Below are 25727 nucleotides of genomic sequence, written 5' to 3' on the forward strand. Positions count from 1 at the left end.
GCGCCACAGCCGCCCCCCGGACTGGTGATTCCGCCCACAGCTCGCCCCACCAAAGGCGCCACAGGACCTTTCGCGCCTTACGCTCGTGGGCACCGCACAGACCGCCAAGGACCCGGCAGACCCCGGTAAGGACCCGCCGGGACGACCCATATGGGCCCTTCCCCAAGCTCTCCACTGCGTTCGAGCTGGGGGAGGCCCCAATCCGCCGACCCCGCCCACGGAGGTTCACGCCCGCATGAAGCTCACCGTCGTCGGATGCTCGGGGTCGTTCCCCTCCACGGAATCGGCCTGTTCGAGCTACCTCCTGGAGGCCGACGGCTTCAGGCTGCTCCTCGACATGGGCAACGGCGCCCTCGGAGAGTTGCAGCGCCACTGCGGTCTCTACGACCTGGACGCCGTACTCCTGTCGCATCTGCACGCCGACCACTGCATCGACCTGTGCGGCTACTTCGTCGTCCGCTACTACCGCCCGGACGGCGGCCGTTGCGCGCCGATGCCGATCTACGGGCCGGCCGGCACCGAGCGCCGGCTGACCGACGCGCACGCCGACCTGCCGCACGACAAGGCGATGAGCGAGGTCTTCGACTTCCGCACGCTGACCCCGGGCACCGTCTCCATCGGCCCGTTCACCATCCGCACCGAGCTGGTCAGCCACCCCGTCGAGGCGTACGGCTTCCGCATCGAGCACAGCGGCAGCTCGCTGACGTACTCCGGCGACACCGGCCCCTGCGACGCGCTGGACAGCCTCGCCGAGGGCACCGACTTCTTCCTCTGCGAGGCGTCCTTCACGCACGGCAAGGAGGACATCCCCGACCTCCACCTCAACGGCCGGGAGGCCGGCGAGCACGCCCAGCGGGCCGGCGCGGGCCGGCTGGTGCTCACCCACATCCCGCCGTGGACCGACCCGGACATCAGTGTCCGCGACGCCCAGAAGGTCTACGACGGCCCGGTCGAGGTCGCCCGGGCCGGCGTGGCGTACGAGATCTGACCGCCGCGCACCCGGCGCCCCGTACGGGCACACCGGCGCACCTGCACACCTGCACACCTGCACACCTGCACACCTGCACAAGGAAAGGGGCCCCGGAACCGCGGTGACGGTTCCGGGGCCCTTCCCGTGCGCTGCGGACCGGGCGGCTACGCCTTGGTCAGGTCCTCGATCTCCTCCTCGGGCTCGCGGCCCGGGGTGGTGAGGTTGAACCTGGTGATCGCGAAGCGGAACAGCAGGTAGTAGACGACCGCGAAGGCCAGGCCGATCGGGATGATCAGCCACGGCTTGCTCGCCAGGTGCCAGTTCAGCACGTAGTCGATGAAGCCGGCGGAGAAGGTGAAGCCGTCGTGCACGCCGAGCGCCCAGGTGAGGGCCATCGAGACGGCGGTCAGCACCGCGTGGATCGCGTACAGCACCGGCGCGATGAACATGAACGAGAACTCGATCGGCTCGGTGATACCGCAGACGAACGAGGTCAGCGCGAGCGAGACCATCATGCCCAGGACGGCCTTGCGGCGCTCCGGGCGGGCGCAGTGCGCGATGGCCAGCGCGGCGGCCGGCAGACCGAACATCATGATCGGGAAGAAGCCGGACATGAACTGGCCGGCGGTCGGGTCGCCGGCGAAGAAGCGGCCGATGTCGCCGTGCACGACCTTGCCCGTGGCGTCGGTGTAGTCACCGAGCTGGAACCACGACACGACGTTGACGAACTGGTGCATACCGATCGGCAGCAGCCCGCGGTTGATCAGGCCGAAGAGGCCGGCGCCGGCCGCGCCCAGGCCCGTCATCCACTCGCCGAAGCTGGAGATGGCGTTGCCGACGGGCTCCCAGATCAGCAGGAACAGCACACCGACCGTGGTGCCGACGAAGGCCATGATGATCGGGACGAGCCGGCGGCCGTTGAAGAAGCCCAGCCAGTCCACCAGCTTCTTGCGGTGGTAGCGCTGCCACAGGACCGCGGCGAGCAGACCGATCACGATGCCGCCGAGGACGCCGGGGTTGTTGACGACCGGCTCGACCCACTTGCCGTCCTCGATGTGCCCGTCCTTGACCGGGAACGCCTTGAGGACGTTGTTGTAGACCAGGAATCCGACCAGGGCGGCGAGTGCCGTGGAGCCATCGGCCTTCTTCGCGAAACCGATGGCGACGCCTATGCAGAACAGCAGCGGCAGATTGTCGAAGACCGCACCGCCGGCGGCGGCGAAGACCTTGCTGACCGCGACCCAGTGCAGGCCCTTTTCGCCGAAGACGTCCGGCTGGCCGAGACGGTTGAGGATGCCCGCTGCGGGCAGGACGGCGATCGGCAGCTGGAGGCTGCGGCCGATCTTCTGTAGGCCCTGGAAAAGGCCGGAGCCCCGCTTCTTCGCGGGGGCCGCCTTCGCGGCGGTGGCCGTGCTCATCGGATTCCTCCTGGTGAGGCGGGTCCGCGGAAAGAGGAACGGCCCGCTGTTGGTCTACGCCTTGGTCTACACCACTGGTGGTTTAGACCATTCTTAGCACGTAGCCCCGAGATAAAGGAATCCATTCTTCCAAGTGGTGTGGACCACATGACGGCCGGCCCTCGGACCCATGGATCCAGGAGCCGGCCGGCACGGGACGAAAGGCCAGGTGGGACGGGCACCACCCGTCTCCCGCACGCTATTTGACGTTGTCCCGCTCCATCGCGTCACCCACCTCGGCCGGCTCCCGGCCCGGCGTCGCAAGATCGAATTTCGTGATCACGAAACGGAAGAGGAGGTAGTAGACGACGGCGAAACACAACCCGATCGGAATGATCAGCCACGGTTTCGTCGCCAGCTCCCAGTTGATGACGTAGTCGATCAGCCCCGCCGAGAAACTGAAGCTGTCGTGCACGCCCAGCGCCCAGCACACCGCCATCGACACACCCGTCAGCACCGCATGAATCCCGTACAGCACCGGCGCGATGAACAGGAACGAATACTCCACCGGCTCGGTCACCCCCGTCACGAACGAGGTCAGCCCCACCGACAGCATCATCCCCGCCACCTCTTTACGGCGATGCGGCTTCGCGCAGTGCGCGATCGCCAGCGCCGCCGCCGGCAGCGCGAACATCATGATCGGGAAGAACCCCGTGGTGAACTGCCCCGCCGACGGATCGCCCGCCAGGAACCGGTTGATGTCACCGTGCACCACCGTCCCGTCCGGCTTGGTGAAACTCCCGAACTGGAACCACACGAACGTATTCAGGAACTGGTGCAGCCCCACCACCAGCAGCGCACGGTTCGCCACACCGAAAATCCCCGCACCCCACGACCCCAGTGCCGACAGCCACTCGCTGAAACTCGTCAGACCGTCACCGATCGGTGCCCACACCCACAGGCACACCACCGCGAACGCCAGCCCCACGAAGGCCATCACGATCGGCACCAGCCGCCGCCCGTTGAAGAACCCCAGCCAGTCCACCAACTTCACCCGGTGCAGTCGCTGCCAGAACCACGCCGACAGAAAACCCATCACGATGCCGCCGAAGACCCCCGGATTCTGGAACGTCGCCTGCGTCGCCTTCCCCGCCCGGTCGACACACACCCCCGCCCACAGCCCCGCCTGCGTGAACGACTGCCCCGGCGGGCACAGCACCGGGAATTGATGCAGCACCGAGAAATAGACGAGAAAACCGGCCACTGCCGCCAGCGCCGTCGACCCGTCCGCCTTCTTCGCCATCCCGATCGCCACACCGACGCAGAACAGCAGCGGCAGCCCCAGCCCCGAATCCAGCAGCGCCCCGCCCGCCCCCGCGAACACCTTCGCGACATTCCCCCAGTCCAGCCCCTTGTCGCCGAACACGTCCGGCTGGCCCAGGCGATTGAGGATGCCCGCCGCGGGCAGCACGGCAATCGGCAACTGGAGGCTGCGGCCCATCTTCTGCAACCCCTGGAAAAGCCCCGACGCCCGGCTCTTCACCGGCCTCTTCCCCGGCTCCGCGCCCGCCGCGCCCGATGCGTCCGAAGTCATCCGCGCCCTCCGCGTGCTCCCGGCGTCGGCCGGGCGGCAACCGGTCCGCCGCTTGCCGCATACTGGTGGTGTAGACCATTCGTCGGAGTGCGTTCGGCGCGCACTGCGATGATCGCCATCCTTCGCCAGGTAGCGGTCAAACGCCCACGTAGTTGGGCTGAACGTGCGTTACCGTGTGAAATCCGCGCGGCGGAACCGCCGGCGGCCGAGACAAGCAGGAGTGGACATGGCCACCAAGGCTGAGAAGATCGTCGCCGGGCTCGGCGGACTCGACAACATCGAAGAGGTCGAGGGCTGCATCACCCGTCTCCGCACCGAGGTCAACGACGCGTCCCTCGTCGACGAAGCCGCCCTCAAGGCCGCCGGCGCCCACGGCGTCGTCAAGATGGGCAACGCGATCCAGGTCGTCATCGGCACCGACGCCGACCCCATCGCCGCCGAAATCGAAGACATGATGTGAGCACCCGCTCCTGACGAGGGCCTCGTTCCCGCCGACGCCGGCATCCCCGATTCCCGGCGTTCCGGCACCGGAACGAGGCCCTCTGCACAGCCGATAGGGTCGGAGCCATGTCTCGCATCGACGGCCGCACCCCCGAACAGCTCCGCCCCGTCACCATCGAACGCGGCTGGAGCAAGCACGCCGAAGGCTCCGTCCTCGTCTCCTTCGGCGACACCAAAGTCTTCTGCACCGCCTCCGTCGCCGAAGGCGTACCCCGCTGGCGCAAGGGCACCGGCGAAGGCTGGGTCACCGCCGAATACGCGATGCTCCCCCGCTCCACCAACACCCGCGGCGACCGCGAGTCCGTCCGCGGCAAGATCGGCGGACGCACCCACGAGATCAGCCGCCTCATCGGCCGCTCACTGCGCGCCGTCATCGACTTCAAGGCCCTCGGCGAGAACACCATCGTCCTCGACTGCGACGTCCTCCAGGCCGACGGCGGCACCCGCACCGCCGCCATCACCGGCGCCTACGTCGCCCTCGCCGACTCCATCACCTGGGCCCAGGGCAAGAAGCTCATCAAGCACGGCCGCCAGCCCCTCACCGGCACCGTCAGCGCCGTCAGCGTCGGCATCGTCGACGGCATCCCCCTCCTCGACCTCTGCTACGAGGAGGACGTCCGCGCCGAAACCGACATGAACGTCGTCTGCACCGGCGACGGCCGCTTCGTCGAGGTCCAGGGCACCGCCGAAGCCGAGCCCTTCGCCCGCGACGAACTCAACTCCCTCCTGGACCTCGCCGTCACCGGCTGCGCCACCCTCGACACCACCCAGCGCGAGGCGCTCGCCCGGACCCGCTGACCGCCAGGAGGGGTGCGCCGATGACGACGCCGAGGGCGCAGGCGGAGACGAGGTAGCCGGCGGTGGGCACGGAGGTGCCCAGATCGTCCGCGACATCGGGCAGCAGGCCCATCGTCACGAATTCTGTGGTGCCGATACCGAAGGCCGAGATCGCGAGTGCGAGCAGAGCCGAGGGCATGGAGTGCCTTTCGGGCGGCGGGCGGCGGGCGGCGGAACCGGCCCCGCCGCCCGCCTGGCCGATCTTCGCCCCCGCCCAGCCGGCCCTGGCAACCCCCGCCCGCCACCCCGCGTTTCACCCCTTGCCCCGGTACGCCCCCCGTACGCCGCAAGGGAAGGAACCACCCCATGGCCCGCCCGCACCGCCGCCGCCACGCCGCCCCCGCACTCGCCGCGTTAGCCGCCGCCACCCTCGCCGTACCGCTGCTCTCCGGCTGCGGCGCCGTCCAGAAGGCCATGGATTGCGCCAAGACCGCCACCGCCGTCGTCAACGGCGTCGACAAGCTCCAGAAAGCCGCCGACAACGCCCTCGACGACCCCCAGGAAGCCAACAAGGCCCTCGACGAGATCGACACCAGCCTCAAGAAGGTCGGCAACTCCGCGCACGACCCCGACCTGGCCAAGGCCATCGACAAGATGAACACCGGCATCAAGAACGCCCGCAAGGCCATCGACGACAACAAGGCCCCCGACCTCAAACCCATCGGCGAAGCGGCCGACGAGATGACGACGATCTGCACCCCCGGCCACACGGGATAATCACTCCCCATGCAGCCACACAACGGCGGGCACCCCGCAACCCCGCGCCGCCTCGTCCTCGCCACCCGCAACGCCGGCAAGATCTCCGAACTCCGCGCCATCCTGGAAGCGGCCGGCCTCGGCGTCGAACTCGTCGGCGCCGACGCCTATCCCGACGTCCCCGATGTCAAGGAGACCGGCGTCACCTTCGCCGAGAACGCCCTCCTCAAGGCACACGCCCTCGCCCGGGCCACCGGCCACCCGGCCGTCGCCGACGACTCCGGCCTCTGCGTCGACGTCCTCGGCGGCGCCCCCGGCATCTTCTCCGCCCGCTGGGCCGGCCGGCACGGCGACGACCGGGCCAACCTCGACCTCCTCCTCGCCCAGCTCTCCGACATCGCCGACGAGCACCGCGCCGCCCACTTCGCCTGCGCCGCGGCCCTCGCCCTCCCCGACGGCACCGACCGCGTCGTCGAGGGCACCCTCGAAGGGACCCTCCGCCACACCCCCGCCGGCACCGGCGGCTTCGGCTACGACCCGATCCTCCAGCCCCTCGGCGAGACCCGTACCTGCGCCGAACTGACCCCCGCCGAGAAGAACGCCATCAGCCACCGCGGCAAGGCGTTCCGGGCGCTGGCGGGGGTGGTGGGGGCGTTGTTGGGGTGACATTACGAAGCAGGCCCCGTGCCTAAGGTACGGGGCCTGCTCTTCTTGTGCGCCCGGTCGGATTCGAACCGACAAACACGACCACCTAAAGATCGCCGCTCAGCCGTTGGCGCACGGGCGCGTGTGCCGCCTCCTACTCTACTGGGCGACGTCGCCTCTCGGTGAGGAGAAGCCGGTTATGAGGTGCACCGTCGACCTCCTCGGCACCAGGTGCTGGTGATCGCATGGCAGTTTGGGCACAGGTAGCGGAGGTTTTCCGCGCGATTGTCGCACCAGTCGCCGTTGATGTGGTCGATCTGCAGGGTGATGCTCCGCCCCCGCCACGTGCCCAGGTTTCCGCAGAAGGTGCAGGCGTACGGGACGCCGACCTCGCCAAGCGCGCGGTGCAGGCGTTCGCGGTTGACTCGCGGCGAGCCTTCAGGTCGCACGCACAGCACGTGGCCCACGCTGGGCTTGGGGCGCGCGGGTCGGATGGCCCGTCGAGACCTCCGCTTGAAGTGGGTGGTGTCCAACTGGAGCTGAGTGACCTTGCGTTGGAGGCGGCGATGGCTTGCGTCGTTCACGGGTAGCCCCAGCATTCGCATGACGTCCGCGTAGCTTGTGGACGCCGTGACCGCCTCGCGAAGCTGGTTCTCGGGTAGGGGCGGGCGCGCATGGGCGAAGTGGCCCGTGTCCACTTCGAGTTCAGCGAGCAGGCGTCGCAGCGCGGCGCGTGTCCGGACGTCATCCGAGAGGCCGAGTGCACGGGCCATGGCGCGGATGCTGGTCGTGGACCGAGCGGCCGATCGCACCTCCTCGGGCGTACAGGGGAGCTCCGGGCCGAAACGCGCCAGGCCGGGGAGATGGCTGACGTCGATCCCAGCCGCCGCGATGCGTCGGCGGAGGTGCGAGAGCGTCCCTGTGGAGGGCGTGGCACCCAGCCTCTGTGCGACCTCGCGCAGTGTGGTGGACGATGCCGCGGCCGCGGCCACGGCCTCGTCGGAGTACTTGCGCCAGGGGCTTTTCCGCGTGAAGTGGGAGGTGTCGATCCCGTACGCGGCGACTGTCCGCTGGAGGACCCGCCGCTGTCCACCGCTGATCTTCAGGTCGAGCGCGCGCATCAGCTCGGACCAGTTCGACGCTCGGGTGACTGCCGCTGCCAGCTCGGTCGGCGGGAACCTAGCCGACATGTGCCGCCTCCGACTGAGGTCGTGCCAAACCGGGGTGCTGACTCACGTTGGTTGGGCTGTCGGGCCAGGAGCAAAGGATCGCGGCGAAATGGCAGTTTCCCATGCGCAGTTCGGCGATGCGCCTGCCGATGTGCGCCTGGTTCCCGCCGACCGGGCTGATGCCGAGCCTCCGCACCACCTCTGCCACGCTCCGCGAGCAGGCGACCAGTTCGCGGAGGCGGGTCTCGGTGTGGCGTACACCCTGCGGTGTGAAGTGCGCGGTGTCGATGCCCGCTTCGCGCAACTTGGCCCGTACGTAACGGCGGTTGCCGGGAGTTGGTGTGCTGCCGAACCAGCGGACCACCTCGTCGTACGACGACGAGACGTGCGCGGCTGTCGCGAGCCGTTCGCGGGTGTATTTGAGCGCCATGTTGCCCCCGTTTCCGTGCTCCGTGCGGGGGCATTCGTCAGCCCCCCGCACCCGATCGAACTGGCCAACGATCGAACGCGGGGTCGGTCACGCGGAGTTGGGCGGCTTCGGAAGTGCGGCTCGGGGGTTCGGGCGGCGACGAGGGTGATGGCTTCCTGGTGGGTGCCGACGGAGGGTGGGGCCGTGGCGGACGTGCGGAAGAGCATGCGGCGGCGGGGCGCCGCCGGGTCCTGGTCGGGGGTGCCGGGGTGGGGCTCGGTGGTGCGGACCGGCGCGCCGCGGTCCGATCGCGGGGTCGGTGCGGGTGCGGGCAGGGGGGGCGCGGTCGGAGGCGGGGGGATCGGTCTCGGTGGCGGACGCGGGTTGCGTCACGCACGGCGCCGGCTGTGTCACCCAGGGCAAGCCGTCCGGAGGTGCGTGCGGTACGGGACGTCGAGCGGGACTTCGGGGCTTGTTACACGACTGGTACACAGCCGAGCGGTCACCGCAGCATTCGGGCAATCAGCCTGTGTCCGGGGGAGGGGAGAGTGGCGATGGCGAAACTGCACCTTTCCGGCGAAGGTCCGTCGATGGGTGCCTTTCGCGGCAGGGTGTCGTAGTGCGGTGACGAGGTGCCGGGGCCTGTGCGGAGGGGTTGCGGCGGTCGTGCTTGCTGGTGTGGGTTGCGGGGCGAGGGTGCCCCGGGAGGAGTGTGTGATGACCGACCGCGAAGGGTCCCGCTGGAGGCGCGGGCGTACCGCTCTGGCGGCCTTTGTCGTGGTGACCGCGCTGGCCGCCGGCGGGGTGTGGTTCAGCCAGGCGTCGGAGCGCGCCTCGGCGGTGGACGCCGCGCCGAAGACCTCGGCCGTGCAGGACGTGAAGTCGGACGGGCAGCCGACGGCGGGGCTGCCGGGTGTGCGGGACTGCGGGATCGGCGAGCCGGAGATCAAGCCCCGGGTGATCACGCTGACCTGCGCGGATGCGGGCATGGTGGCGACCGCGATCACCTGGGACCGCTATGACTCCGAGGAAGCGGAGGGCAAGGGCGTGGTGCAGGTCGAGAAGACCGCGGCGGGGGTGGGGACGGACGCCGGCTACCGGGCGACGTTCCGGCTCTACGGTGCCAAGGAGGTCGACGGTGCGCGGGCTTTCACGGGCCTGGAGGTGACCTACGACGGCTCGACGCCGCTCGGTGACACGACGGAGATGTACAACCTCGCGTGATGGGCATTCGAGGCCGGATCGCCCTGGCCATTTCGTGTATGACGGCGCTGGCCGTTGTGGTGCTCGGGTTCGCCGTGCACCACATCGCCGGCAACGAGCGGGAGCGGTCGGCCCGCGCGTATCAGGACGAGCGGCTGAGTTCGGCGCTCCAGATCTACGAGCGGGACGGGACGCTGGCGCTGGGTGCGCAGCTGGATGACGCGACGCTGCCGCCGCCGTTGCGGGCGGCGGTGTTCCACAACCGTTCGGGGACGTATCTGAGCGGGGGCGACGATCCCCGGGTGTGGGCGGCGACCGGGGTCGGCGGGGACGGGGCCCGGCCGGCGCGGTCGCTGTCGGTGTCGGCGGCGTACCCGTCGGACGATCCGGCGCAGCTGGCGCTGGACCGGGCGCTGCTGATCGCCGGGTGCGGCACGGTGGTGCTGATGGCGGGGGTGTCGTGGTTCGTGGCGCAGCGGCTGTCGCGGCGGCTGCGGCTGAGTGCGGCGGCGGCGCGGCGGATCGCGGCCGGTGAGCCGCCGGACGCGGACGCGCTGGCCAGCAACGGCCGGGACGAGGTGGCCGAGCTGGGCCGCAGTGTGCACCACATGGCGACGTCGCTGGCCGCGCGGGTGGAGGCGGAGCGGGAGTTCACCGCGGATGTGGCGCATGAGCTGCGGACGCCGGTGGCCGGGCTGGTGGCGGCGGCGGAGCTGCTGCCGCAGCGGCGCGCGGTGGAGATGGTGCAGGACCGGGCGCAGGCGATGCGGCGGCTGGTGGAGGACCTGCTGGAGGTGTCGCGGCTGGACGCAGGGGTGGAGCGGGCCGATCTGGACGCCTGTGAGCTGCCGTCGCTGGTGCGCGGGATCGTGACGCGGGCGGCGCGGCAGCGCGGGGTGGACGATCTGTCGGTGTCGGTGACGGTCGAGGGGGAGCCGCGGATCGTGGAGACGGACCGGCGCCGGGTGGAGCGGGTGCTGGTGAATCTGCTGGCGAACGCGGCGAAGCACGGCAAGCCGCCGATCGAGGTGGTGGTGGCGGGCTCGCGGATCGTGGTGCGCGACCACGGTCCGGGGTATCCGGCGGAGCTGTGTGCGGAGGGGCCGCGGCGGTTCCGTACGGCGGCGCCGGAGCGCGGTACGGGGCACGGCCTGGGGCTGACGATCGCGGCCGGCCAGGCGGAAGTGCTGGGCGCGCGGCTGGACTTCGGGGCCGCCGCGGAGGGCGGCGCCGAGGCGGTGCTGGAGCTGCCGGACCGCGCGGTGGTGGTGGCGCCGGAGCCGGCGGCGGCGCCGTAGCGCGGACGGGTACCGTGGGGCAGGGGCGCAACGGCCCCTGCCGCGGCGGCTGTTACGGCGGGACACCGTGACGTTGGCGCGGCGTCACGGTGTCGCCGTGTCACGGCGTTACAGTCCCAGATCCTTGATGATCTTGGCGACGTGCCCGGTGGCCTTGACGTTGTACAGCGCGCGCTCGACCTTGCCGTCCGCGTCGAGGATGACGGTGGAGCGGATCACGCCGGTGACGGTCTTGCCGTAGAGCTTCTTCTCGCCGAAGGCGCCGTAGGCCGTCAGGACCTCCTTGTCGGGGTCGCCGAGCAGGGTGACCCTGAGGTCTTCCTTCTCGCGGAACTTGGCGAGCTTCTCCGGCTTGTCGGGCGAGATGCCGATGACGTCGTAGCCGTGGCCGGCGAGGAAGTCGAGGTTGTCGGTGAAGTCGCACGCCTGCTTGGTGCAGCCGGGGGTGAGCGCGGCCGGGTAGAAGTAGACGATGACCTTGCGGCCCTTGTGGTCGGCGAGCGAGACCTGCTTGCCGTCGGCGTCGGGCAGGGTGAAGGCGGGCGCGGTGTCGCCGGGCTGGAGTCGCTCGCTCATGCCGAGACCTCGCTCCGCGCGCTGTGCTCCCTCATGGTGGCCTCCGTCTCCTCGCGGGTGGTTCCGTACGCTCCGAACACTAGCCAGGCGGGCGGCGGGACGGCGGCAGGGGCGGTGCGGCTGCCCGAAACGGGGGTGCTGTGGGGCGCGCGGAGGTACGAGCTGACAGACTGTCCCTTACGAATCGGTGCACGGAGCGTGGTGGCCGGTTCCCCACGGGGCTCGGTGCCCGGCCCTTGGACGCATCGGCACGAGATGACGGAGGCAGCGCGGTGTCGGAAGCCAGGACCCCTGCGCAGATCGAGGCGGACATCGTCCGCAGGCGGCAGGATCTCGCCGTGACGCTCGACGAGATCGGTGTGCGGCTGCACCCGAGCACGATCGTGGGCGAGGCGAAGGCGAAGGCGGCACAGGCCGTGGACCGTACGGCGGGGCGGGCCTATGTGGCCGCCCATCGCGTGCTGTCGGACGTGCGGGCGCAGCTGGTGTCGGAGGACGGTGCGCCGCGGCTGGAGCGGATCATTCCGGTGGCCGTGATCGGGGTGGCCGTGGTGGGCCTGCTGGCGCTGGGCTCCAAGCGGCGGCGCGACTAGCGCCCGTCCGATGCCGGTCCGATGCCGGTCCGATGCCGGTCCGGTGACTGTCCGATGCCGGTCCGGTGGCCGTCGGGTGCCGCTCGGGACGGCCGAACCCGGCCCGCGGTGCATGATCGCCGCCGCCGGGCAGGTACGGTCATGCCGTGAGCCCGAATAACACCAAGGACACCCACGACAAGCTGCCGATCCGGATGCTGCACGACCGCGTGCTGGTCCGGACGGACATCCCCGAGGGCGAGCGCCGCTCGACCGGGGGCATCGTCATTCCCGCGACCGCGGCGGTCGGCCGCCGCCTGGCCTGGGCCGAGGTGGTCGCGGTCGGGCAGAACGTCCGGACCGTCGAGGTGGGCGACCGGGTGCTGTACGACCCCGAGGACCGGGCCGAGGTCGAGGTGCGCGGGGTGGCGTACGTGCTGATGCGCGAGCGCGATCTGCACGCGGTGGCCGCGGAGCGGCTGGAGGGCGCGGACGACGCGACCGGGCTGTACCTGTAGGACTCCTCGGCTCCCCCGGGGGTGGTGACCTGGCTCACCACCCCCGGGGGAGCCCTTTGCTAGCCTCGGGAGAACCCGACGAGACGCGCCGTACCGGGTCAGGACAAGACGACGCACCCCTGTTGAAGCCCTGCTCACGGAGGTGCCGTCATGGCCTGGATCCTGCTCGTCGTCGCCGGTCTGCTGGAGGTCGGCTGGTCGATCGGGATGAAGTTCACCGAAGGGTTCACCCGGCTGTGGCCCAGCGTGTTCACCGGCGCGGGCATCGTCGCCAGCATGCTGCTGCTCTCGTACGCGGCCCGGACGCTGCCGATCGGCACGGCCTACGGCGTGTGGGTGGGCATCGGGGCGGCCGGCGCGGCGGTCGTCGGGATGCTGGTCCTCGGCGAGCCGGCGACCGCGGCGCGGATCTTCTTCATCTGCCTGCTGCTGGTGGCCGTGGTCGGGTTGAAGGCGACGTCGGGGCATTGAACCGCCGGCGGGCCCGTGCGGGTCAGCCGTTCTGCCAGCGGTCTTCGAGCTCCTCGGGGTTCGGGCCGAGGGTCGGGTACGACTCGGTGGGCCCGGTGGGGGGTCCCCCGGTCGGGAACGGCGGTGGGGTCGGTGCGCCGGTCGGTCCGGTGGGGGTGCCGGATCCGGGCGGGGCGGTGGTGGCCGTGGGGTTGCCCGTGTCGGTGGGGCCGGTGGACGGCGAGACCGGTCCGCTCGGCGACTCCGAGGTGCTGCCGGACGGTTCGGGGGACGTGCTCTGCTCGGCGCCGTCCTCCAGTTGCAGGTCGAAGTCCCGGACGGGGCGGCCGTTGAGGGCGGCGGCGGTGTAGTCGGCCCAGATCTGGGCGGGGAAGTCGCCGCCGTTGAGCCGGGGTTGGCCGGCCGCGCCGTACAGCGGCTCCTGGGCGGCGCTGTCCGGGTTCTGGCCCAGTACGGCGACGACGGTGGCGAGTTCGGGGGTGTAGCCGGCGAACCAGGCGGCCTTGTCGTCCTCCGCGGTGCCGGTCTTGCCGGCCGCCGGGCGTCCGGCGTCCTGGGCGGCCTGGGCGGTGCCGCCGTCGACGACGCTCTGGAGGATCTGGGTGGTGGTGTCGGCGGCGGCCCGGCCGATGGCGGTGGTCTGCTCGCGGTCCGGGAGTTCGACGTCGTCGCCGCTCTTGGCCACGGAGTCGACCAGGGTGTACGGGCGTTGGCTGCCGTGCCGGGCGAGGGTCGCGTAGACCTGGGTCATGTCGAGCACGCTGGGGGTGGCGGTGCCCAGCGAGATGGCGCCCTGGGAGGAGGCCAGGCTGGGGGTCTTGGCGGGGATGCCGAGGGCGACGGCGGTGTTCTTGACGGTGTCCGGGCCGACGTCGATGCCCATCTGGGCGTAGACGGCGTTGACGGACTTGTCGGTGGCGTCGGTGACGGTGATCGGCCCGTAGGAGCGGTCGTCCTCGTTGGCGGGCGCGAAGCCGGTGGGGTGTCCGTGGCTGACGGTCATGCGCTTGTTGGTGCCGTCGTAGAGGGTGCTGGGGGTGATCCGGGTGCCGTCCTGGGTGGTGGAGTTGTTCTGCACGGCGGCGGCGAAGACCAGCGGCTTGAAGGTGGAGCCGACCTGGTAGTCGTGGCGGGTGGCGCCGTTGACGTACTGCTTGGCGTAGTCGATGCCGCCGTAGAGGGCGACGACCCGGCCGGTGGCGGGGTCGATGGAGGCGCCGCCGGCGCGCACGTACCCGTCGACCTTGCGGGAGTCGCTGAGCTTGTCCATCAGCCGGGTGCCGACGGCCTTGACGAAGGCGTTCTGGCGCTTGCGGTCGATGGTGGTGGTGATGCGGTAGCCGCCGGCCCGCAGGGTGTTCTCGTCGAGGATGTCGTGGTCGGTCAGATAGTCCTTGACGGCCTCGACGAGGTAGCCGCGCTGGCCGGAGAGGCCGGCGGACGCCTTGGCCTTGCCGAGGGTGGGGAAGGTCATCGCGGCCCGCTCGGCGCGGCTGAGCCACTTCTTCTTGACCATGCCGTCCAGGACGTAGTTCCAGCGGGCCACGGCGCGCGGCCTGTTCTCCGGGTGGGCGGTGATGTCGTACGCACTGGGGGCGTTGAGGAGCGCGGCGAGGTAGGCGCCCTCGGCGGTGGTGAGCTTGTCGGAGGTCTTGGAGTAGTACGCCTGGGCGGCGGCCTGGATGCCGTAGGCGTTGCGGCCGTAGTAGCTGGTGTTGAGGTAGCCCTCCAGGATGTGCTCCTTGCTCGCCTCGCGGTCCAGCTTGATCGCGATGAAGAACTCCTTGGCCTTGCGGGTGAGGGTCTGCTCCTGGCCGAGGTAGTAGTTCTTCACGTACTGCTGGGTGATGGTGGAGCCGGACTGCTTGCCCTTGCCGGTCACGGTGTTCCAGGCGGCCCGGAGCATCGCGGCGGGGTCGACGGCGGACTCGGAGTAGAAGTCCCGGTCCTCGGCGGCGAGTACGGCCCGCTGCACGGTTCTCGGGACGTGGCTGAGCGGGACGTTCTCGCGGTTGACGTCGCCGTCGCGGGCGAGTTCGGAGCCGTCGGAGTAGAGGTAGACGTTGCTCTGCGCCTTGGCGGCCCTGTTGGCGGGCGGGATGCCGACGAGCAGGTATCCGGCGACCAGCCCGCCCACGATCAGCAGCAGGACGAGCAGGACGCTGCCCGCCACCATGCGCCAGGTGGGGATGAGCCGGCGCCAGCCGGTGCGCCGGGGGCGGGGCGCGGTGGCCGGGGATTCCTCGCCGCCGGCTTGCGGATCGTCGCTCAAGTCTGTGTGACTCCTCGGTTCCGGTTCGCTCGTCCGCCGCCGATGGTTGTGCCGCGGCGGAGCGGTGTCGTATCAGGACGGTGTCGTACGGGGTCGTGCCGTACCGGGTGGTGCCGTACCGGACGGTGTGCGGTGGTACCTGCGCGGTGCCGGGGGCGGCGGCGGACACCCGGGAGGAACTGTCGCATCCTGCGTCCCCGTCCCCGGGGGTGGCGCACACCCGCGCCCGCCCCCTGACCGGCTGAACGGCGCTCCTGACTCACCCGTAAGGGTGATAAATCGATGGTGCCCATCGTGGGCAGACCTTAGGCTCCGGTGTTTTGCCGTCCGGCCCGCCCGGGCCCGACCGAGGGCGGCGCACGACGACCACGGCCGAGCGGCCAAGAGCTGGGGGAGCGCGGAGTGTTGTACGGGGCCGTGGTGGCCGGCAGCTTCCGGCGGTACGCCACCTATCGCGTCGCGACCGCGGCGGGGGTGGTCACCAACACCGCCTTCGGCTTCGTCATCGCCTACACCTATCTCGCCCTGTGGAGCCAGCGCCCGCATCTGGGCGGCTACGACCGGGCGCAGGCGCTGACCTTCGTCTGGGCCGGGCAGGCGCTGTTCGCGCTGATCGCGTACGGCGGCCTGGACGAGCTCCAGGACCGGATCCGCAGCGGCGACGTCGCGGTGGACCTCTACCGGCCGGCCGACCTCCAACTGTGGTGGCTGGCCACCGAGCTGGGGCGGGCCGGGCTCCAGCTGATCGGCCGCGGGGTGGTGCCGATGGCGGTGGGCGCGCTGGCGTTCCCGCTGTCGCTGCCCGGCAGCCCGCTGACCTGGGGCTGGTTCCTGCTGTCGGTGACGCTGGGGGTGGTGGTCAGCTTCGCGCTGCGCTATCTCGTCGCGCTGGCGTCGTTCTGGCTGCTGGACAGCTCGGGGCTGGCCATGGTCAGCACGCTGGCGTGCATGTTCTTCTCGGGGCTGGTGCTGCCGCTGCGGGTCTTCCCGGGCGCGCTGGCCGATCTCGCGCAGCTGCTGCCGTGGGCGGCGCTGCTCCAGGTGCCGGCCGATGTGCTGATGGGCGCCCGGACGGGCGGCGCGCTGCTGCGCGGGCTGGCGTTCCAGGCGGCCTGGGCGGCGGCGCTGCTGGCGCTGGGGCGGCTGGTGCAGTCGGCAGCCACCCGCAAGGTGGTGGTGCAGGGTGGTTAGGGCCGCTCCGCCCCTGACCCGTCGGACCGGCCTTGGAGACCGCGCGGCTGCCGTGCGGCAGGGGCTGTCCGCGTACGGGCTGCTGGTGTGGATGTGGGTGCGCGCCACGCTCGCCTACCGGACGTCGTTCCTGCTGATGGCGTTCGGGAACTTCGCGGCCAGCGGGCTGGACTTCGTGGCGATCCTGCTGATGTTCTCCCGGATCCATGCGCTCGGGGGCTTCTCGCTGCCCGAGGTCGCCTTCCTCTACGGCACGTGCAGCCTGGCGCTGGGCCTGTCGGATCTGCTGGTCGGCAATCTGAGCCGGCTCGGCGCCCGGATCCGCGACGGCACCCTGGACACCTTGCTGCTGCGGCCCGCGCCGGTCTTCGTCCAGATCGCCGCCGACCGGTTCGCGCTGCGCCGCCTGGGCCGTACCTTCCAGGCGCTGCTGGTGCTGGGCTGGGCGCTGGGGCGGATCGACGTGGACTGGACGGTGGGCAGGGTCCTGATGGTGCCGCTGATGGCGGTGTGCGGTACGGCGATCTTCGGAGCGGTGTACACCGCCGGGGCGGCCTTCCAGTTCTGGGCGCAGGACGCCGCCGAGCTCCAGAACTCGCTGACCTACGGCGGCAATGCGCTGCTCCAGTACCCGCCGACGGTGTTCGCCCGGGACCTGGTGCGCGGGGTCACCTTCATCGTCCCGCTGGCCTTTGTGAACTGGCTGCCCGCGCTGTGGCTGCTGGGCCGCCCCGACCCCCTGGGGCTGCCGGGCTGGGTCGCCTTCCTGGGGCCGGCGGTGGCGGCGCTGATGTGCGCGGGCGCCGGGCTGGCCTGGCGACGCGGGGTCCGGGCGTACCGCAGCACCGGCAGCTGAAGAAGCCTCAAGTCATGGTTCCGAAGAGGGAGTTACCGGTGGTGTCAGGGGATCCGCTGATCGAGCTGGACGGCGTCGAGAAGGTCTTCACGGTACGGCGCCGGGCGGGCCGGCTGCGGCGTACCAAGCACGAGGTGCGGGCCGTGGACGGCATCTCCTTCCGGGTGCCGCGCGGCGAGATGGTCGGCTACATCGGGCCCAACGGCGCCGGGAAGTCCACCACCATCAAGATGCTGACGGGCATTCTGGTGCCCAGCGGCGGGCGGCTGCGGGTCGCCGGTATCGACCCGGCGCGGGAGCGGACCCGGCTCACCCGCCGGATCGGGGTGGTCTTCGGGCAGCGCACCACCCTGTGGTGGGACCTGCCGCTGAAGGACTCCTACGAGCTGGTGCGCCGGATGTACCGGGTCCCGGACGCCGTCTACCGCGCCAACCTGGCGCGCTGCGTCGAACTGCTGGACCTGGCCCCGCTGCTGGACGTCCCCGTCCGACAGCTGTCGCTGGGCCAGCGGATGCGCGGCGACATCGCGGCGGCGCTGCTGCACGACCCCGAGGTGCTCTACCTGGACGAGCCGACGATCGGCCTGGACGTCGTCAGCAAGGCGAAGGTCCGCTCCTTCCTGCGCGAGGTGAACACCGAACGCGGCACCACGGTCCTGCTGACCACCCACGACCTGACCGACATCGAGCAGCTGTGCCGCCGGGTGATGGTCATCGACCACGGCCGGCTCGTCCACGACGGGGATCTGGCGGGGCTGCGGGCGGCGGCGGACGGCGAGCGGATGCTGGTGGTGGACCTGGCGCGGGAGCTGCCGCCCATCGAGGGCGTCCCGGGCGCCCGTACGGTCAAGGTGGAGGGCCCGCGGCAGTGGCTGGCGTTCCCGGCGACGGCGAGCGCGGCGCCGCTGGTCGCGGCGGTCGCCGACCGCTATCCGCTGGTGGACCTGTCCGTACGGGAGCCGGACATCGAGGCGCTGATCGCCGAGCTGTACGCCGGCGGCGGCGCGGCCCGCCGCAAGCCGGGCGACGTGGATCCGGGCGCGCCTTAGTCTGTCCGTATGACTGACGAACGGCTCCCTCAGCTGCGTGCCTCCGACGCCGACCGCGAGCGGGTCGTCGAGATCCTGCGGGACGCCCTCGCCGAGGGGCGGCTGGACATGGCGGAGTTCGACGAGCGGTTCGACGCCACCTACAAGGCGCGTACGTACGGGGAGTTGGAGCGGATCACCGCCGACCTGCCGGCGGCGGCCCCGGCCCCGGCGCCGCTCTCGCTGCGCAAGGAGCCCGCGGCCGGCGGTGCGGTCGGGGCGGTCGGCGCGGTCACAGCGTGGCCCGAGCGCATCCGCCCGGACGTCCAGGGCTCCACCTCCGGCGTCGGGATCATGGGCGGGTTCGAGCGCAAGGGCCGGTGGACGATCGGGCGCCGGTTCACCGCGATCTGCTGCATGGGCGGCGGCGAACTCGACCTGCGCGAGGCCAACTTCGCCGCGCCGGAGATCGAGATCAGCGTCTGGGCGCTGATGGGCGGCGTCAATGTCATCGTGCCGCTGGGTGTCGAGGTCGAGACGCGCGGGCTGGGCATCATGGGCGGCTTCGACTCCCAGGAGGACGGCACTCCGGGCGAGCCCGGCGCGCCCCGGGTGATCGTCACCGGCCTGGCCCTGATGGGCGGCGTCGGTGTGGAGCGCAAGCTGCCCAAGGAGGAGCGGCTCCGCCTCAAGGCCGAGCGCCGGGAGGAGCAGCTCCGGCTGCGGGGCGAGCGCCGGGAGGAGCGGCGGCGGCTCCGGGACGAGCGCCGCGGGCGCCGCGAGCTGGAGTGACGCGCAGGCCGGCGGCCGAGGCCGACTGCGGGTCGGCTCCCGTCACAGCGCGGCGGGCACCCGCTTCTTGAGGTGGTCCAGGTCGACGGCGTCGGCCATCGCGCGGTAGCCCCGATCGCTGGGGTGCAGATGGTCGCCGGAGTCGTACGCGGGGCGCAGCTGCTCCGGCTGGTCGGGGTCGCGGAGCGCCGCGTCGAAGTCGATGACGTCGTCGTAGACGCTGCCGGAGCGGATGACCCGGTTGACCCGTTCGCGTACCGCGTTCAGCCGGTGGGAGTAGCCGCGGTGCGCGCCGAAGGGGGTCAGGGTGCTGCCGATGACCCGCACCCCGCGGGCGTGCGCCTCGCGGACCAGCCGCCGCATCCCGGCCACCACCTTGTCCGGGTCGAGCTGGCGCGGGGACTTGAACAGGTCGTTCAGGCCGATCTCGACGACCACCGCCTGCACGCCCGCACGGGAGAGCGCGTCGCGGTCCAGGCGGGCCAGGGCGCTGGGCCCGTTGGTGGGCGAGTAGCGGCTGCCGTTGATCAGCAGGCGGTTGCCGCTGATGCCCTCGTTGAGGACGCCGTAGCGGGGTGCGCCCGGCTCGTCGCGCAGCCGGGCGGCGAGGAAGTCGGTCCAGCGGTGGTTGGCGCCCGGGGTGGAGGTGATGCCGTCGGTGATCGAGTCGCCGATGGCCACCACCGCGCCGCGCGCCCGGGTGCTCCACACGTCGACCCCGGTCAGATAGCGCCAGTACGGGCTCTGCTCGGTGTAGGCGGTGCCGGTGGCGTCCTCGGTGCGGTCGCCGCGCGCCAGGTAGGACGTCTGGCGGGCGTACGGGTGGTAGGTGGCGGGGCCCGAAGGGGCGGGGGAGTAGGTGGTGACCAGCAGGTCGGCGTCGCCGGGGACGGCCAGCCGGACCGGGTCGCTGGTGACCTGGCCGCCGATCGGGATGGTCACCGAGGGTTTGCCGCCGAACGACAGCCGGCGCATGGTGCCGGCCACGGCGGTCGGGCCGCCGGGGGCGCCCGCGGCCAGCGCCAGCGAGGCGTGGCTGAAGGTCAGCGGGCGGGTGCCGAACAGGTTGGACAGCTGGATACGGGCGCCGGTGCCGCCGACGCTGGTGTGTACGACGTTCCGTATCGACATCTGCGCATAGCCGTCCTTGGTGCCCGGCTCGGCCGATGCGGCGGCTGCCGACCAGGTGCCGACCCACCGCCCGGAGGCCGCCGGGGCGGCCGGGGGGTGTGGGGCGTACGGGGCGCTGCCCGGAGTGCCGCGGTCGCCGCCGAAGCCGGCGAATATCGCGGCCGAGATCAGCACCACCACTGCCGCCATACCGGCGAGCAGGGTGTAACCCACACGTCTGTTCATGCGGGAGTGGTCTCCTGGGGCTGGCGGAGCTGCGTGCTCCGGGCGGGCAGGGGCAGCTGGACGCGGCATGACCCGCGTCCCGTGGCCGGCGGCACCGTCGCAGTCCGGCGGGCGTCCATGATCCCACGGACCCCCGGGGGCCGCCCGGCGCACCGGGAACTCGTACGCGGTTCCGGGAGTAGGGCACTGTGGGACATACGGGCGTACGGACGGTGTGCGCGGGACGGACGGAACAGGTGGTACGGGCGCCGCGCGCGGTGCGGGCGTACGGATGGCGGGCGGGGGCAACGGTGGGAACGGTGGAGCGGATGGAACGTACGAAAGCGCAGGCGTCGCGGAGGGCGCCGGCCGCGGACCCGGTGGCGGGCGGTGCGCCGGCCGGCCGGGCGTCGGGGCCCGGCGGCTTCCGGTACAGCGCCGCCGACGAGGAGAAGCGGCGGGGCGTGCGCCGGATGAAGACCCTGGCGACCTGCCTGCTGCTGGCCGTCGCGCTGGTCTACGCCCTGGCGAAGTGGGCCGGGGCCGCCGGGGCGGGCGGCTGGACGGGGTTCGTCGCGGCGGCGGCGGAGGCCGGGATGGTCGGCGCGCTGGCCGACTGGTTCGCGGTCACCGCGCTGTTCAAGCGGCCCCTGGGACTGCCGATCCCGCACACCGCCATCATCCCCACCAAGAAGGACCAACTCGGCCAGAGCCTGGGGGACTTCGTCGGGGAGAACTTCCTGTCCGGCGAGGTGGTCCGCCGCCGGCTGCGCTCCGTCGGCATCGGCGCCCGGCTGGGCCGCTGGCTCGCCGAGCCGCACAACGCCGACCGGGTCACCGCCGAACTGTCCGCCGCGCTGCGCGGTGCGCTGACGGTGCTGCGCGACTCCGACGTCCAGGCGGTGGTCGGCGAGGCCATCACCCGGCGCGCCGATGCCCAGGAGATCGCGCCCGGCCTCGGCGCCCTGCTGGAGAAGGTCGTCGCCGAGGGCGGCCACACCCGGCTGGTGGATCTGGTCTGCGCCCGCGCCCACGACTGGCTGGTCGAGCACGGCGACTCCGTCATGGCGGCGGTCTCCGGCGGCGCCCCCGGATGGACGCCCCGTTTCGTCGACCGCAAGGTGGGCGACCGGGTCTACAAGGAACTGCTCCGCTTCGTCACCGAGATGCGGGACATGCCCGAGCACCCGGCGCGCGGTGCGGTGGACCGCTTCCTCAAGGACTTCGCGGGCGATCTGCGGACCGACCCGGGCACCCGCGAGAAGGTCGAACGGCTGAAGTCGGAGGTGCTGGGCCGCGGTGAGGTGCAGGACCTGATCGCCTCCGCCTGGGGCGCGGTCCGCGCCATGATCGTGGCCGCCGCCGAGGACGAGCGCAGCGAACTGCGGCTGCGGGTGCGCGCCGCGCTGCTCTCCCTGGGGCAGCGGCTGGCCGCCGACGGGCGGCTCCAGGGCAAGGTCGACGGCTGGCTGGAGGGCGCCGCGACCTACGTGGTGACGACGTATCAGGGCGAGATCACCTCCCTGATCACGGACACCGTCGCGGGCTGGGACGCCGAGCACACCTCGAAGAAGATCGAGGCGCACATCGGCCGCGACCTCCAGTTCATCCGGATCAACGGCACGGTCGTGGGCGCGCTCGCCGGTCTGTGCATCTACGCGGTGACACAGGCCTTTTGAGGGCCGGTCCGCTGCGCTTGGCTGGGCTTCGCACGTTGTCGGCTGTCCCGCCGTGGGGGTTGTTCGCCGTTGCGGCTCCGCTGCGCTTTGCGTCGCCCTACGTTGTCGGCTTTCCCGCCGTGGTGGTTGTTCGCCGTTGCGCCTGCGGCGGGCGGGGCCGCTGCGCGGGGCTGTTGGGGTGCGGTGACGGTCCTGCGGGGCTGGGTGTCCGGACTGCTTCGCTTTACGTCCGGACACCCAGCCCCTCCGGCCCGCCCCCTCCCGTTGCGGGTGGAAAAAACCAGTGAGGGTGGGTGTGGTCGGTCCACTGCACGCAGGAGACCACTCACACGCACCCCCACCGGGCCTCTTCACCCACCACCCGCGGGAGGGGGCGGGCCGGAGGGGGCGGTGTGCAGGACGTAAAGCGAAGCAGTCCTGCACACCGCCCCCGCAGGACCGTCACCGCACCCCGAAAGCCCCGCGCAGCGGACAACACCCCGCGCCGAAGGCGCAAACACGCGCACCCCCACGGCGGGACGGCCGAAAACGTGGGAAGCCGGCCAAGCGCGTAGCGGCTAGGCTCTCCCGACGTGCGAAAACGGACCTACGGCGGGAAAGCCGAAAACGCGGGGCGCGGCACAGCGCAGCGGAACGGCGGGGAAGCCGAAAACGTGGGGCGCGGCACAGCGCAGCGGAACGGCGGGGAAGCCGAAAACGTGGGGCGCGGCCAAGCGCAGCGGAACGGCGGGGAAGCCGAAAACGTGGGGCGCCGGCACAGCGCAGCGAAATGGCTGCTGCTGCCGTATGTGCTGTTCCTGGTGGTGCTGCCGCTCGTCAACCGGGTGGCGCCGACCGTCGCCGGGCTGCCGTTCCTCTTCTTCTGGATGCTGTTGGCGACGCTGCTGACGCCGCTCGCGGTGTGGCTGGCGCGGCGCGGCGACCTCCGGCGCGCCCGGGCGCAGGCCCCCGCTCCGGCGGACGAGCGGGGGCGGGGATGAACGCCACCGTCGCCACCGCCGTCTTCGCCGGCTTCATGGTGCTGACCGTCGTTCTGGGACTGCTCGCGGTCCGCGGCCGGGGGGCCGGCGGCGGGCTGACGGAATGGTCGGTGGGCGGGCGCAGCCTGGGCACCGTCTTCATCTGGGTGCTGATGGCCGGGGAGAGTTACACCAGCTTCAGCTATCTGGGCGCGGCGGGCTGGGGCTACAACTTCGGCGCCCCGGTGCTCTACGTCCTGGCCTACATGTCGTGCGGCTATGCGATCGGCTATGTCGTCGGCCCGATGCTGTGGGCGTACGCCCGCCGGCACGGCCTGGTCGGCATCACCGACATCGTCGCGCACCGCTACCGGCGGCCCTGGCTCGGCGCCGCCATCGCGGTGCTCGCCACCGTCTGCCTGCTGCCGTACATCCAGTTGCAGATCACCGGCATGGGCGTGGTGGTCTCCACCATCTCCTACGGCGCGATCAGCCTCAACTGGGCCTATTTCATCGGCTTCGCGGTCACCACCGGCTTCGTCGTCGTCAGCGGGCTGCGCGGCAGCGCCTGGGTGTCGGTGCTCAAGGACCTCCTCGTCATCGTGACGCTGGGCTTCCTGGCGGTCTATGTGCCGCTGCACTACTTCGGCGGCTACGGCCCGCTCCTGCACCGCATCGTCGCCGAGAAGCCGGAGTGGCTGACCTTTCCGGGCCACCGGTCGGGCGGGCTGGGCCAGGTCTGGTTCATCACCACCACGCTCGTCAACTCCCTGACGGTGGTGGTCTTCCCGACGACCGTCGCGGGCTGTCTCGGCGCCCGCAACGCCGATGCGCTGCGCCGCAACGCGATCTACCTCCCCTTGTACAACGTCCTGCTGTTCGTCCCGATGCTGCTGGGGATGGCGGCGCTGTTCGTGGTGCCGGGGCTGGCCGGCGCGGACTCCAACCTGGCGCTGTTCAAGCTGGTGGTGGACTCCCTTCCGGCCTGGGCGGTCGGCGTCATCGGGGTGGCCGCGGCGCTCTCCTCCATCGTGCCGATGGCCGTGTTCATGCTGGTCATCGGCACGATGTGGGGGAGGAGCGTGCTGGGTGCGATTCCGCGGTTCAACAGAGGGGCAGCGCGGAGCGCTTCCGGCGGGGGTGGTGGTCGGGCGACGGGCGGGCGCCAGAAGCTGTGGTCGCAGCTCGTCGTGGTCGCCGCCGGCGGGCTCGCGCTGCTGCTCACCTACACCGCCCCCACCACCCTCGTACGGCTGTCCCTGATCTCGTACGAGGGGATGGCGCAGCTGGTGCCGATGCTGTTGCTGGGGTTGGTGTGGCGCCGGCTGACGATGTACGCGGCGGTGAGCGGTCTGGCGGCGGGCTTCGCGCTGGTGTGTGTCCTGGTCTTCGGGGGACACGATCCGGTGTGGGGGATGAACGCGGGCATCGTCGGCCTCGCACTGAACGTCGCGGTGGCGCTGGCGGTGACCTGGTTGGGTCCGCGCGAGGCGGGCGACGACCGCCCGGACGGCGAAGTCCTGGCGCTGGACGGCGAGTTCCCGCGGGGCGGGGTGCCGGCACCGGGCGGTCCGGTCAGTACGCCGGTGTCGCGGTGATGTCCGAACCAGGCGTGCTGCCCGAACTCGGGGTGCTGCCCGAGCTCGGCGTGCCGTCCGACCCCGCCGTGCTGCCCGACCCCGCCGTGCCGTCCGAACCCGCCGTGCCGGTCACGGTCTTGGTGATCTTCTTGCCGTTGTCGGAGACCGCGAACCACAGGCCCATCTTGCCCTGGCCGTTGATGTCGCCGGGCTGCTTGTCGCCGGTGAACCAGTAGACCGGCCAGCAGTCGACGGCGAGCTGGCGGGTGCCGTCGGGCCGGGTGACGGTGGAGATGAGGTGGGGGGCGATGCCGTTGAGCTTGGAGCGGTCGGCGGGCTTGGCGGGCTTCCAGGTGTCCAGGCAGCTGTCGTTGCAGCCGAACTTCATGGGCCAGGCGCTGTCCTTGTTGAAGCGGTAGAGGGTGCGGCCCATGCCGTCGACGAGGATCTTGCCGAGCTGGGGCTGGGCGAACACCCCGACGTCGCCGGGCTGCTGGGTGCCCGCCTTGGTGCCGTCGGAGGCCAGCGCGTGCCAGGTGCCGCCCACACCGTGGCCCTTGGTGTCGCCGGCCTTGGTGTCCTTGGCGTAGCGGTAGGCGGGCCAGCCGCCGATGGTGAGCTGCTTGGTGCCGTCGGCGCGGGTGACCGAGCCGAGGGCGTCGGGAGCGATTCCGGCGGGGGCGGTGGCGCCGTCGGCGGGGACCGGTGGCCAGGTGGTCGCGCAGGCGCCGGAGCAGTTGGACGTGGGCGGTTTCGCGGTGTCCTTGTCGAAGCGGTAGAGGGTCATGCCCTGGGCGTCGGTGACGACCGGGCCGAGGGTGGCGGACTGGTGCAGGGCGAGGGCGCCGGCGGGCTTGCCGGCCGCGGCGGGTTTGCCGGTGTCGCCGCCGGCCTGGCCGCCGTAGCCGCCGCCCGTGCTGCTGCCGTAGCCGCTGCCGTAGTCGCTGGTGCCCTGGCCGGCGGGCTGGACGTTGTCGGTACCGGAGCCGGCGGCGTGGCTGCCGCTGCTGCCGCAGGCGGTGGTGAGGGTGAGGGCGGCGGCGAGAGCGGTGACGGCGAGGGCGGCGTGCCGCCGGGCCGAGGACGGCGCCGAGGGGGTCGAGCGGGTCGAGCGGGTCGAGGGGGCCGAAGGGGGTGTCGTGACGGGCATGGGGAATCTCCTTGGGTGGGGGTGAGGGT

Annotated in this window: 26 protein-coding genes, 1 tRNA gene, 1 pseudogene and 1 riboswitch; of the genes and pseudogenes, 18 read left to right on the plus strand and 10 right to left on the minus strand. The window is 71.6% G+C overall.

All coding sequences use genetic code 11. The features are described 5' to 3' along the window. Positions 1-235: 235 nt before the first annotated feature. Entirely contained in the window at positions 236-988 is a 753-nt protein-coding gene (locus tag IEZ17_RS32200) for an MBL fold metallo-hydrolase (RefSeq protein WP_189306361.1), read from the plus strand. Positions 989-1134: 146 nt separating this feature from the next. Here IEZ17_RS32200 and IEZ17_RS32205 read toward each other — a convergent pair whose 3' ends face one another. After that, a complete protein-coding gene (locus IEZ17_RS32205; protein WP_189306362.1) occupies positions 1135-2388 on the minus strand; it encodes a PTS transporter subunit EIIC in 1254 nt (417 codons plus the stop codon). Positions 2389-2626: 238 nt separating this feature from the next. Next, complete coding sequence (locus IEZ17_RS32210) at positions 2627-3961, minus strand: PTS transporter subunit EIIC (protein ID WP_189306365.1); 1335 nt, start codon at positions 3959-3961, stop codon at positions 2627-2629. A 220-nt stretch (positions 3962-4181) separates the two neighbouring features. Here IEZ17_RS32210 and IEZ17_RS32215 point away from each other — a divergent pair, with 220 nt between their 5' ends. Next, the gene (locus IEZ17_RS32215) at positions 4182-4421 is read left to right on the plus strand and encodes a PTS sugar transporter subunit IIB (protein ID WP_268249869.1); all 240 of its coding nucleotides are present in this window, start codon (positions 4182-4184) and stop codon (positions 4419-4421) included. Between the two features lie 107 nt (positions 4422-4528). Next, positions 4529-5260, plus strand: a complete 732-nt coding sequence (rph, locus tag IEZ17_RS32220) for a ribonuclease PH (protein WP_189306367.1) — start codon at positions 4529-4531, stop codon at positions 5258-5260. Here the strand turns inward: rph and IEZ17_RS43205 are convergent. Further along, a pseudogene (locus tag IEZ17_RS43205) lies at positions 5235-5438 on the minus strand (MFS transporter); the annotation flags it as partial. The gene rph and the pseudogene IEZ17_RS43205 overlap by 26 nt on opposite strands. A 167-nt stretch (positions 5439-5605) precedes the next feature. Here IEZ17_RS43205 and IEZ17_RS32225 point away from each other — a divergent pair. After that, positions 5606-6016: a hypothetical protein gene (locus IEZ17_RS32225; RefSeq protein ID WP_189306369.1), complete on the plus strand. Its 411-nt coding sequence runs from the start codon at positions 5606-5608 to the stop codon at positions 6014-6016. 9 nt (positions 6017-6025) lie between these two features. After that, positions 6026-6661 carry an RdgB/HAM1 family non-canonical purine NTP pyrophosphatase gene (gene rdgB / locus IEZ17_RS32230; RefSeq protein ID WP_189306371.1) on the plus strand — a complete coding sequence of 212 codons (636 nt, stop codon included), beginning with the start codon at positions 6026-6028 and terminating at the stop codon, positions 6659-6661. A 48-nt stretch (positions 6662-6709) separates the two neighbouring features. Here rdgB and IEZ17_RS32235 read toward each other — a convergent pair. From IEZ17_RS32235 to IEZ17_RS32245, 3 genes are all read right to left on the minus strand, one after another. Further along, a tRNA-Leu gene (locus tag IEZ17_RS32235) sits at positions 6710-6782 on the minus strand. 55 nt (positions 6783-6837) lie between these two features. Further along, positions 6838-7761, minus strand: coding sequence for an HNH endonuclease signature motif containing protein (locus IEZ17_RS32240; RefSeq protein ID WP_229852855.1), 924 nt, complete (start codon positions 7759-7761; stop codon positions 6838-6840). Between the two features lie 58 nt (positions 7762-7819). After that, on the minus strand, positions 7820-8239 hold the full coding sequence (locus tag IEZ17_RS32245) for a hypothetical protein (RefSeq protein WP_229852856.1): 420 nt from the start codon (positions 8237-8239) through the stop codon (positions 7820-7822). 696 nt (positions 8240-8935) lie between these two features. Here IEZ17_RS32245 and IEZ17_RS32250 point away from each other — a divergent pair. Both IEZ17_RS32250 and IEZ17_RS32255 read left to right on the plus strand, forming a co-directional pair. Beyond that, positions 8936-9442, plus strand: coding sequence for a hypothetical protein (locus IEZ17_RS32250; RefSeq protein ID WP_189306375.1), 507 nt, complete (start codon positions 8936-8938; stop codon positions 9440-9442). After that, positions 9442-10719, plus strand: coding sequence for a sensor histidine kinase (locus tag IEZ17_RS32255; RefSeq protein WP_189306377.1), 1278 nt, complete (start codon positions 9442-9444; stop codon positions 10717-10719). Before IEZ17_RS32250 ends, IEZ17_RS32255 begins: the two co-directional genes overlap by 1 nt. Before the next feature lie 108 nt (positions 10720-10827). Here the strand turns inward: IEZ17_RS32255 and bcp are convergent, their stop codons facing one another. Further along, the gene (gene bcp / locus IEZ17_RS32260; protein WP_189306379.1) at positions 10828-11295 is read right to left on the minus strand and encodes a thioredoxin-dependent thiol peroxidase; all 468 of its coding nucleotides are present in this window, start codon (positions 11293-11295) and stop codon (positions 10828-10830) included. A 272-nt stretch (positions 11296-11567) separates the two neighbouring features. Here bcp and IEZ17_RS32265 point away from each other — a divergent pair, with 272 nt between their 5' ends. The 3 genes from IEZ17_RS32265 to IEZ17_RS32275 all read left to right on the plus strand — a co-directional run bounded on the left by IEZ17_RS32265 (position 11568) and on the right by IEZ17_RS32275 (position 12856). Further along, the gene (locus tag IEZ17_RS32265) at positions 11568-11888 is read left to right on the plus strand and encodes a DUF3618 domain-containing protein (RefSeq protein ID WP_189306381.1); all 321 of its coding nucleotides are present in this window, start codon (positions 11568-11570) and stop codon (positions 11886-11888) included. A 194-nt stretch (positions 11889-12082) separates the two neighbouring features. Beyond that, a complete protein-coding gene (locus IEZ17_RS32270) occupies positions 12083-12385 on the plus strand; it encodes a GroES family chaperonin (RefSeq protein ID WP_078894626.1) in 303 nt (100 codons plus the stop codon). A gap of 59 nt (positions 12386-12444) precedes the next feature. Next, a riboswitch (guanidine-III (ykkC-III) riboswitch) is annotated at positions 12445-12503 on the plus strand. A gap of 32 nt (positions 12504-12535) precedes the next feature. Then, positions 12536-12856 carry a DMT family transporter gene (locus IEZ17_RS32275; protein WP_189306382.1) on the plus strand — a complete coding sequence of 107 codons (321 nt, stop codon included), beginning with the start codon at positions 12536-12538 and terminating at the stop codon, positions 12854-12856. A gap of 22 nt (positions 12857-12878) precedes the next feature. Here IEZ17_RS32275 and IEZ17_RS32280 read toward each other — a convergent pair whose 3' ends face one another. Then, complete coding sequence (locus tag IEZ17_RS32280; RefSeq protein WP_373300013.1) at positions 12879-15128, minus strand: transglycosylase domain-containing protein; 2250 nt, start codon at positions 15126-15128, stop codon at positions 12879-12881. An 80-nt stretch (positions 15129-15208) separates the two neighbouring features. Between IEZ17_RS32280 and IEZ17_RS32285 the strand changes: the two genes are divergently transcribed. From IEZ17_RS32285 to IEZ17_RS32305, 5 genes are all read left to right on the plus strand, one after another. Beyond that, on the plus strand, positions 15209-15373 hold the full coding sequence (locus IEZ17_RS32285; protein WP_189306384.1) for a hypothetical protein: 165 nt from the start codon (positions 15209-15211) through the stop codon (positions 15371-15373). Positions 15374-15530: 157 nt separating this feature from the next. Then, positions 15531-16319: an ABC transporter permease gene (locus tag IEZ17_RS32290; protein WP_189306386.1), complete on the plus strand. Its 789-nt coding sequence runs from the start codon at positions 15531-15533 to the stop codon at positions 16317-16319. 91 nt (positions 16320-16410) lie between these two features. Next, positions 16411-17175: an ABC transporter permease gene (locus IEZ17_RS32295; protein WP_189306413.1), complete on the plus strand. Its 765-nt coding sequence runs from the start codon at positions 16411-16413 to the stop codon at positions 17173-17175. Positions 17176-17189: 14 nt separating this feature from the next. Next, on the plus strand, positions 17190-18224 hold the full coding sequence (locus tag IEZ17_RS32300; RefSeq protein ID WP_189306388.1) for an ABC transporter ATP-binding protein: 1035 nt from the start codon (positions 17190-17192) through the stop codon (positions 18222-18224). Positions 18225-18233: 9 nt separating this feature from the next. Continuing rightward, positions 18234-18995 carry a DUF1707 SHOCT-like domain-containing protein gene (locus tag IEZ17_RS32305; protein ID WP_189306390.1) on the plus strand — a complete coding sequence of 254 codons (762 nt, stop codon included), beginning with the start codon at positions 18234-18236 and terminating at the stop codon, positions 18993-18995. Between the two features lie 42 nt (positions 18996-19037). Here IEZ17_RS32305 and IEZ17_RS32310 read toward each other — a convergent pair whose 3' ends face one another. Next, entirely contained in the window at positions 19038-20351 is a 1314-nt protein-coding gene (locus IEZ17_RS32310; RefSeq protein WP_189306392.1) for an SGNH/GDSL hydrolase family protein, read from the minus strand. A gap of 308 nt (positions 20352-20659) precedes the next feature. Here IEZ17_RS32310 and IEZ17_RS32315 point away from each other — a divergent pair, with 308 nt between their 5' ends. The 3 genes from IEZ17_RS32315 to IEZ17_RS32325 all read left to right on the plus strand — a co-directional run bounded on the left by IEZ17_RS32315 (position 20660) and on the right by IEZ17_RS32325 (position 24566). Then, positions 20660-22009 carry a DUF445 domain-containing protein gene (locus IEZ17_RS32315; RefSeq protein ID WP_189306394.1) on the plus strand — a complete coding sequence of 450 codons (1350 nt, stop codon included), beginning with the start codon at positions 20660-20662 and terminating at the stop codon, positions 22007-22009. 743 nt (positions 22010-22752) lie between these two features. Beyond that, entirely contained in the window at positions 22753-22989 is a 237-nt protein-coding gene (locus tag IEZ17_RS32320) for a DUF3311 domain-containing protein (protein ID WP_189306396.1), read from the plus strand. After that, positions 22986-24566 carry a sodium:solute symporter family protein gene (locus IEZ17_RS32325; protein WP_189306398.1) on the plus strand — a complete coding sequence of 527 codons (1581 nt, stop codon included), beginning with the start codon at positions 22986-22988 and terminating at the stop codon, positions 24564-24566. Before IEZ17_RS32320 ends, IEZ17_RS32325 begins: the two co-directional genes overlap by 4 nt. On the opposite strand, the gene IEZ17_RS32330 is transcribed toward IEZ17_RS32325, so the two are convergent. Then, positions 24544-25698 carry an SCO0930 family lipoprotein gene (locus tag IEZ17_RS32330; RefSeq protein WP_189306400.1) on the minus strand — a complete coding sequence of 385 codons (1155 nt, stop codon included), beginning with the start codon at positions 25696-25698 and terminating at the stop codon, positions 24544-24546. The two genes, IEZ17_RS32325 and IEZ17_RS32330, sit on opposite strands and share 23 nt — an antisense overlap. Positions 25699-25727 lie beyond the last annotated feature (29 nt).

The organism is Streptomyces albospinus (assembly GCF_014648695.1).
Classification (GTDB): Bacteria; Actinomycetota; Actinomycetes; order Streptomycetales; family Streptomycetaceae; genus Streptomyces; species Streptomyces albospinus.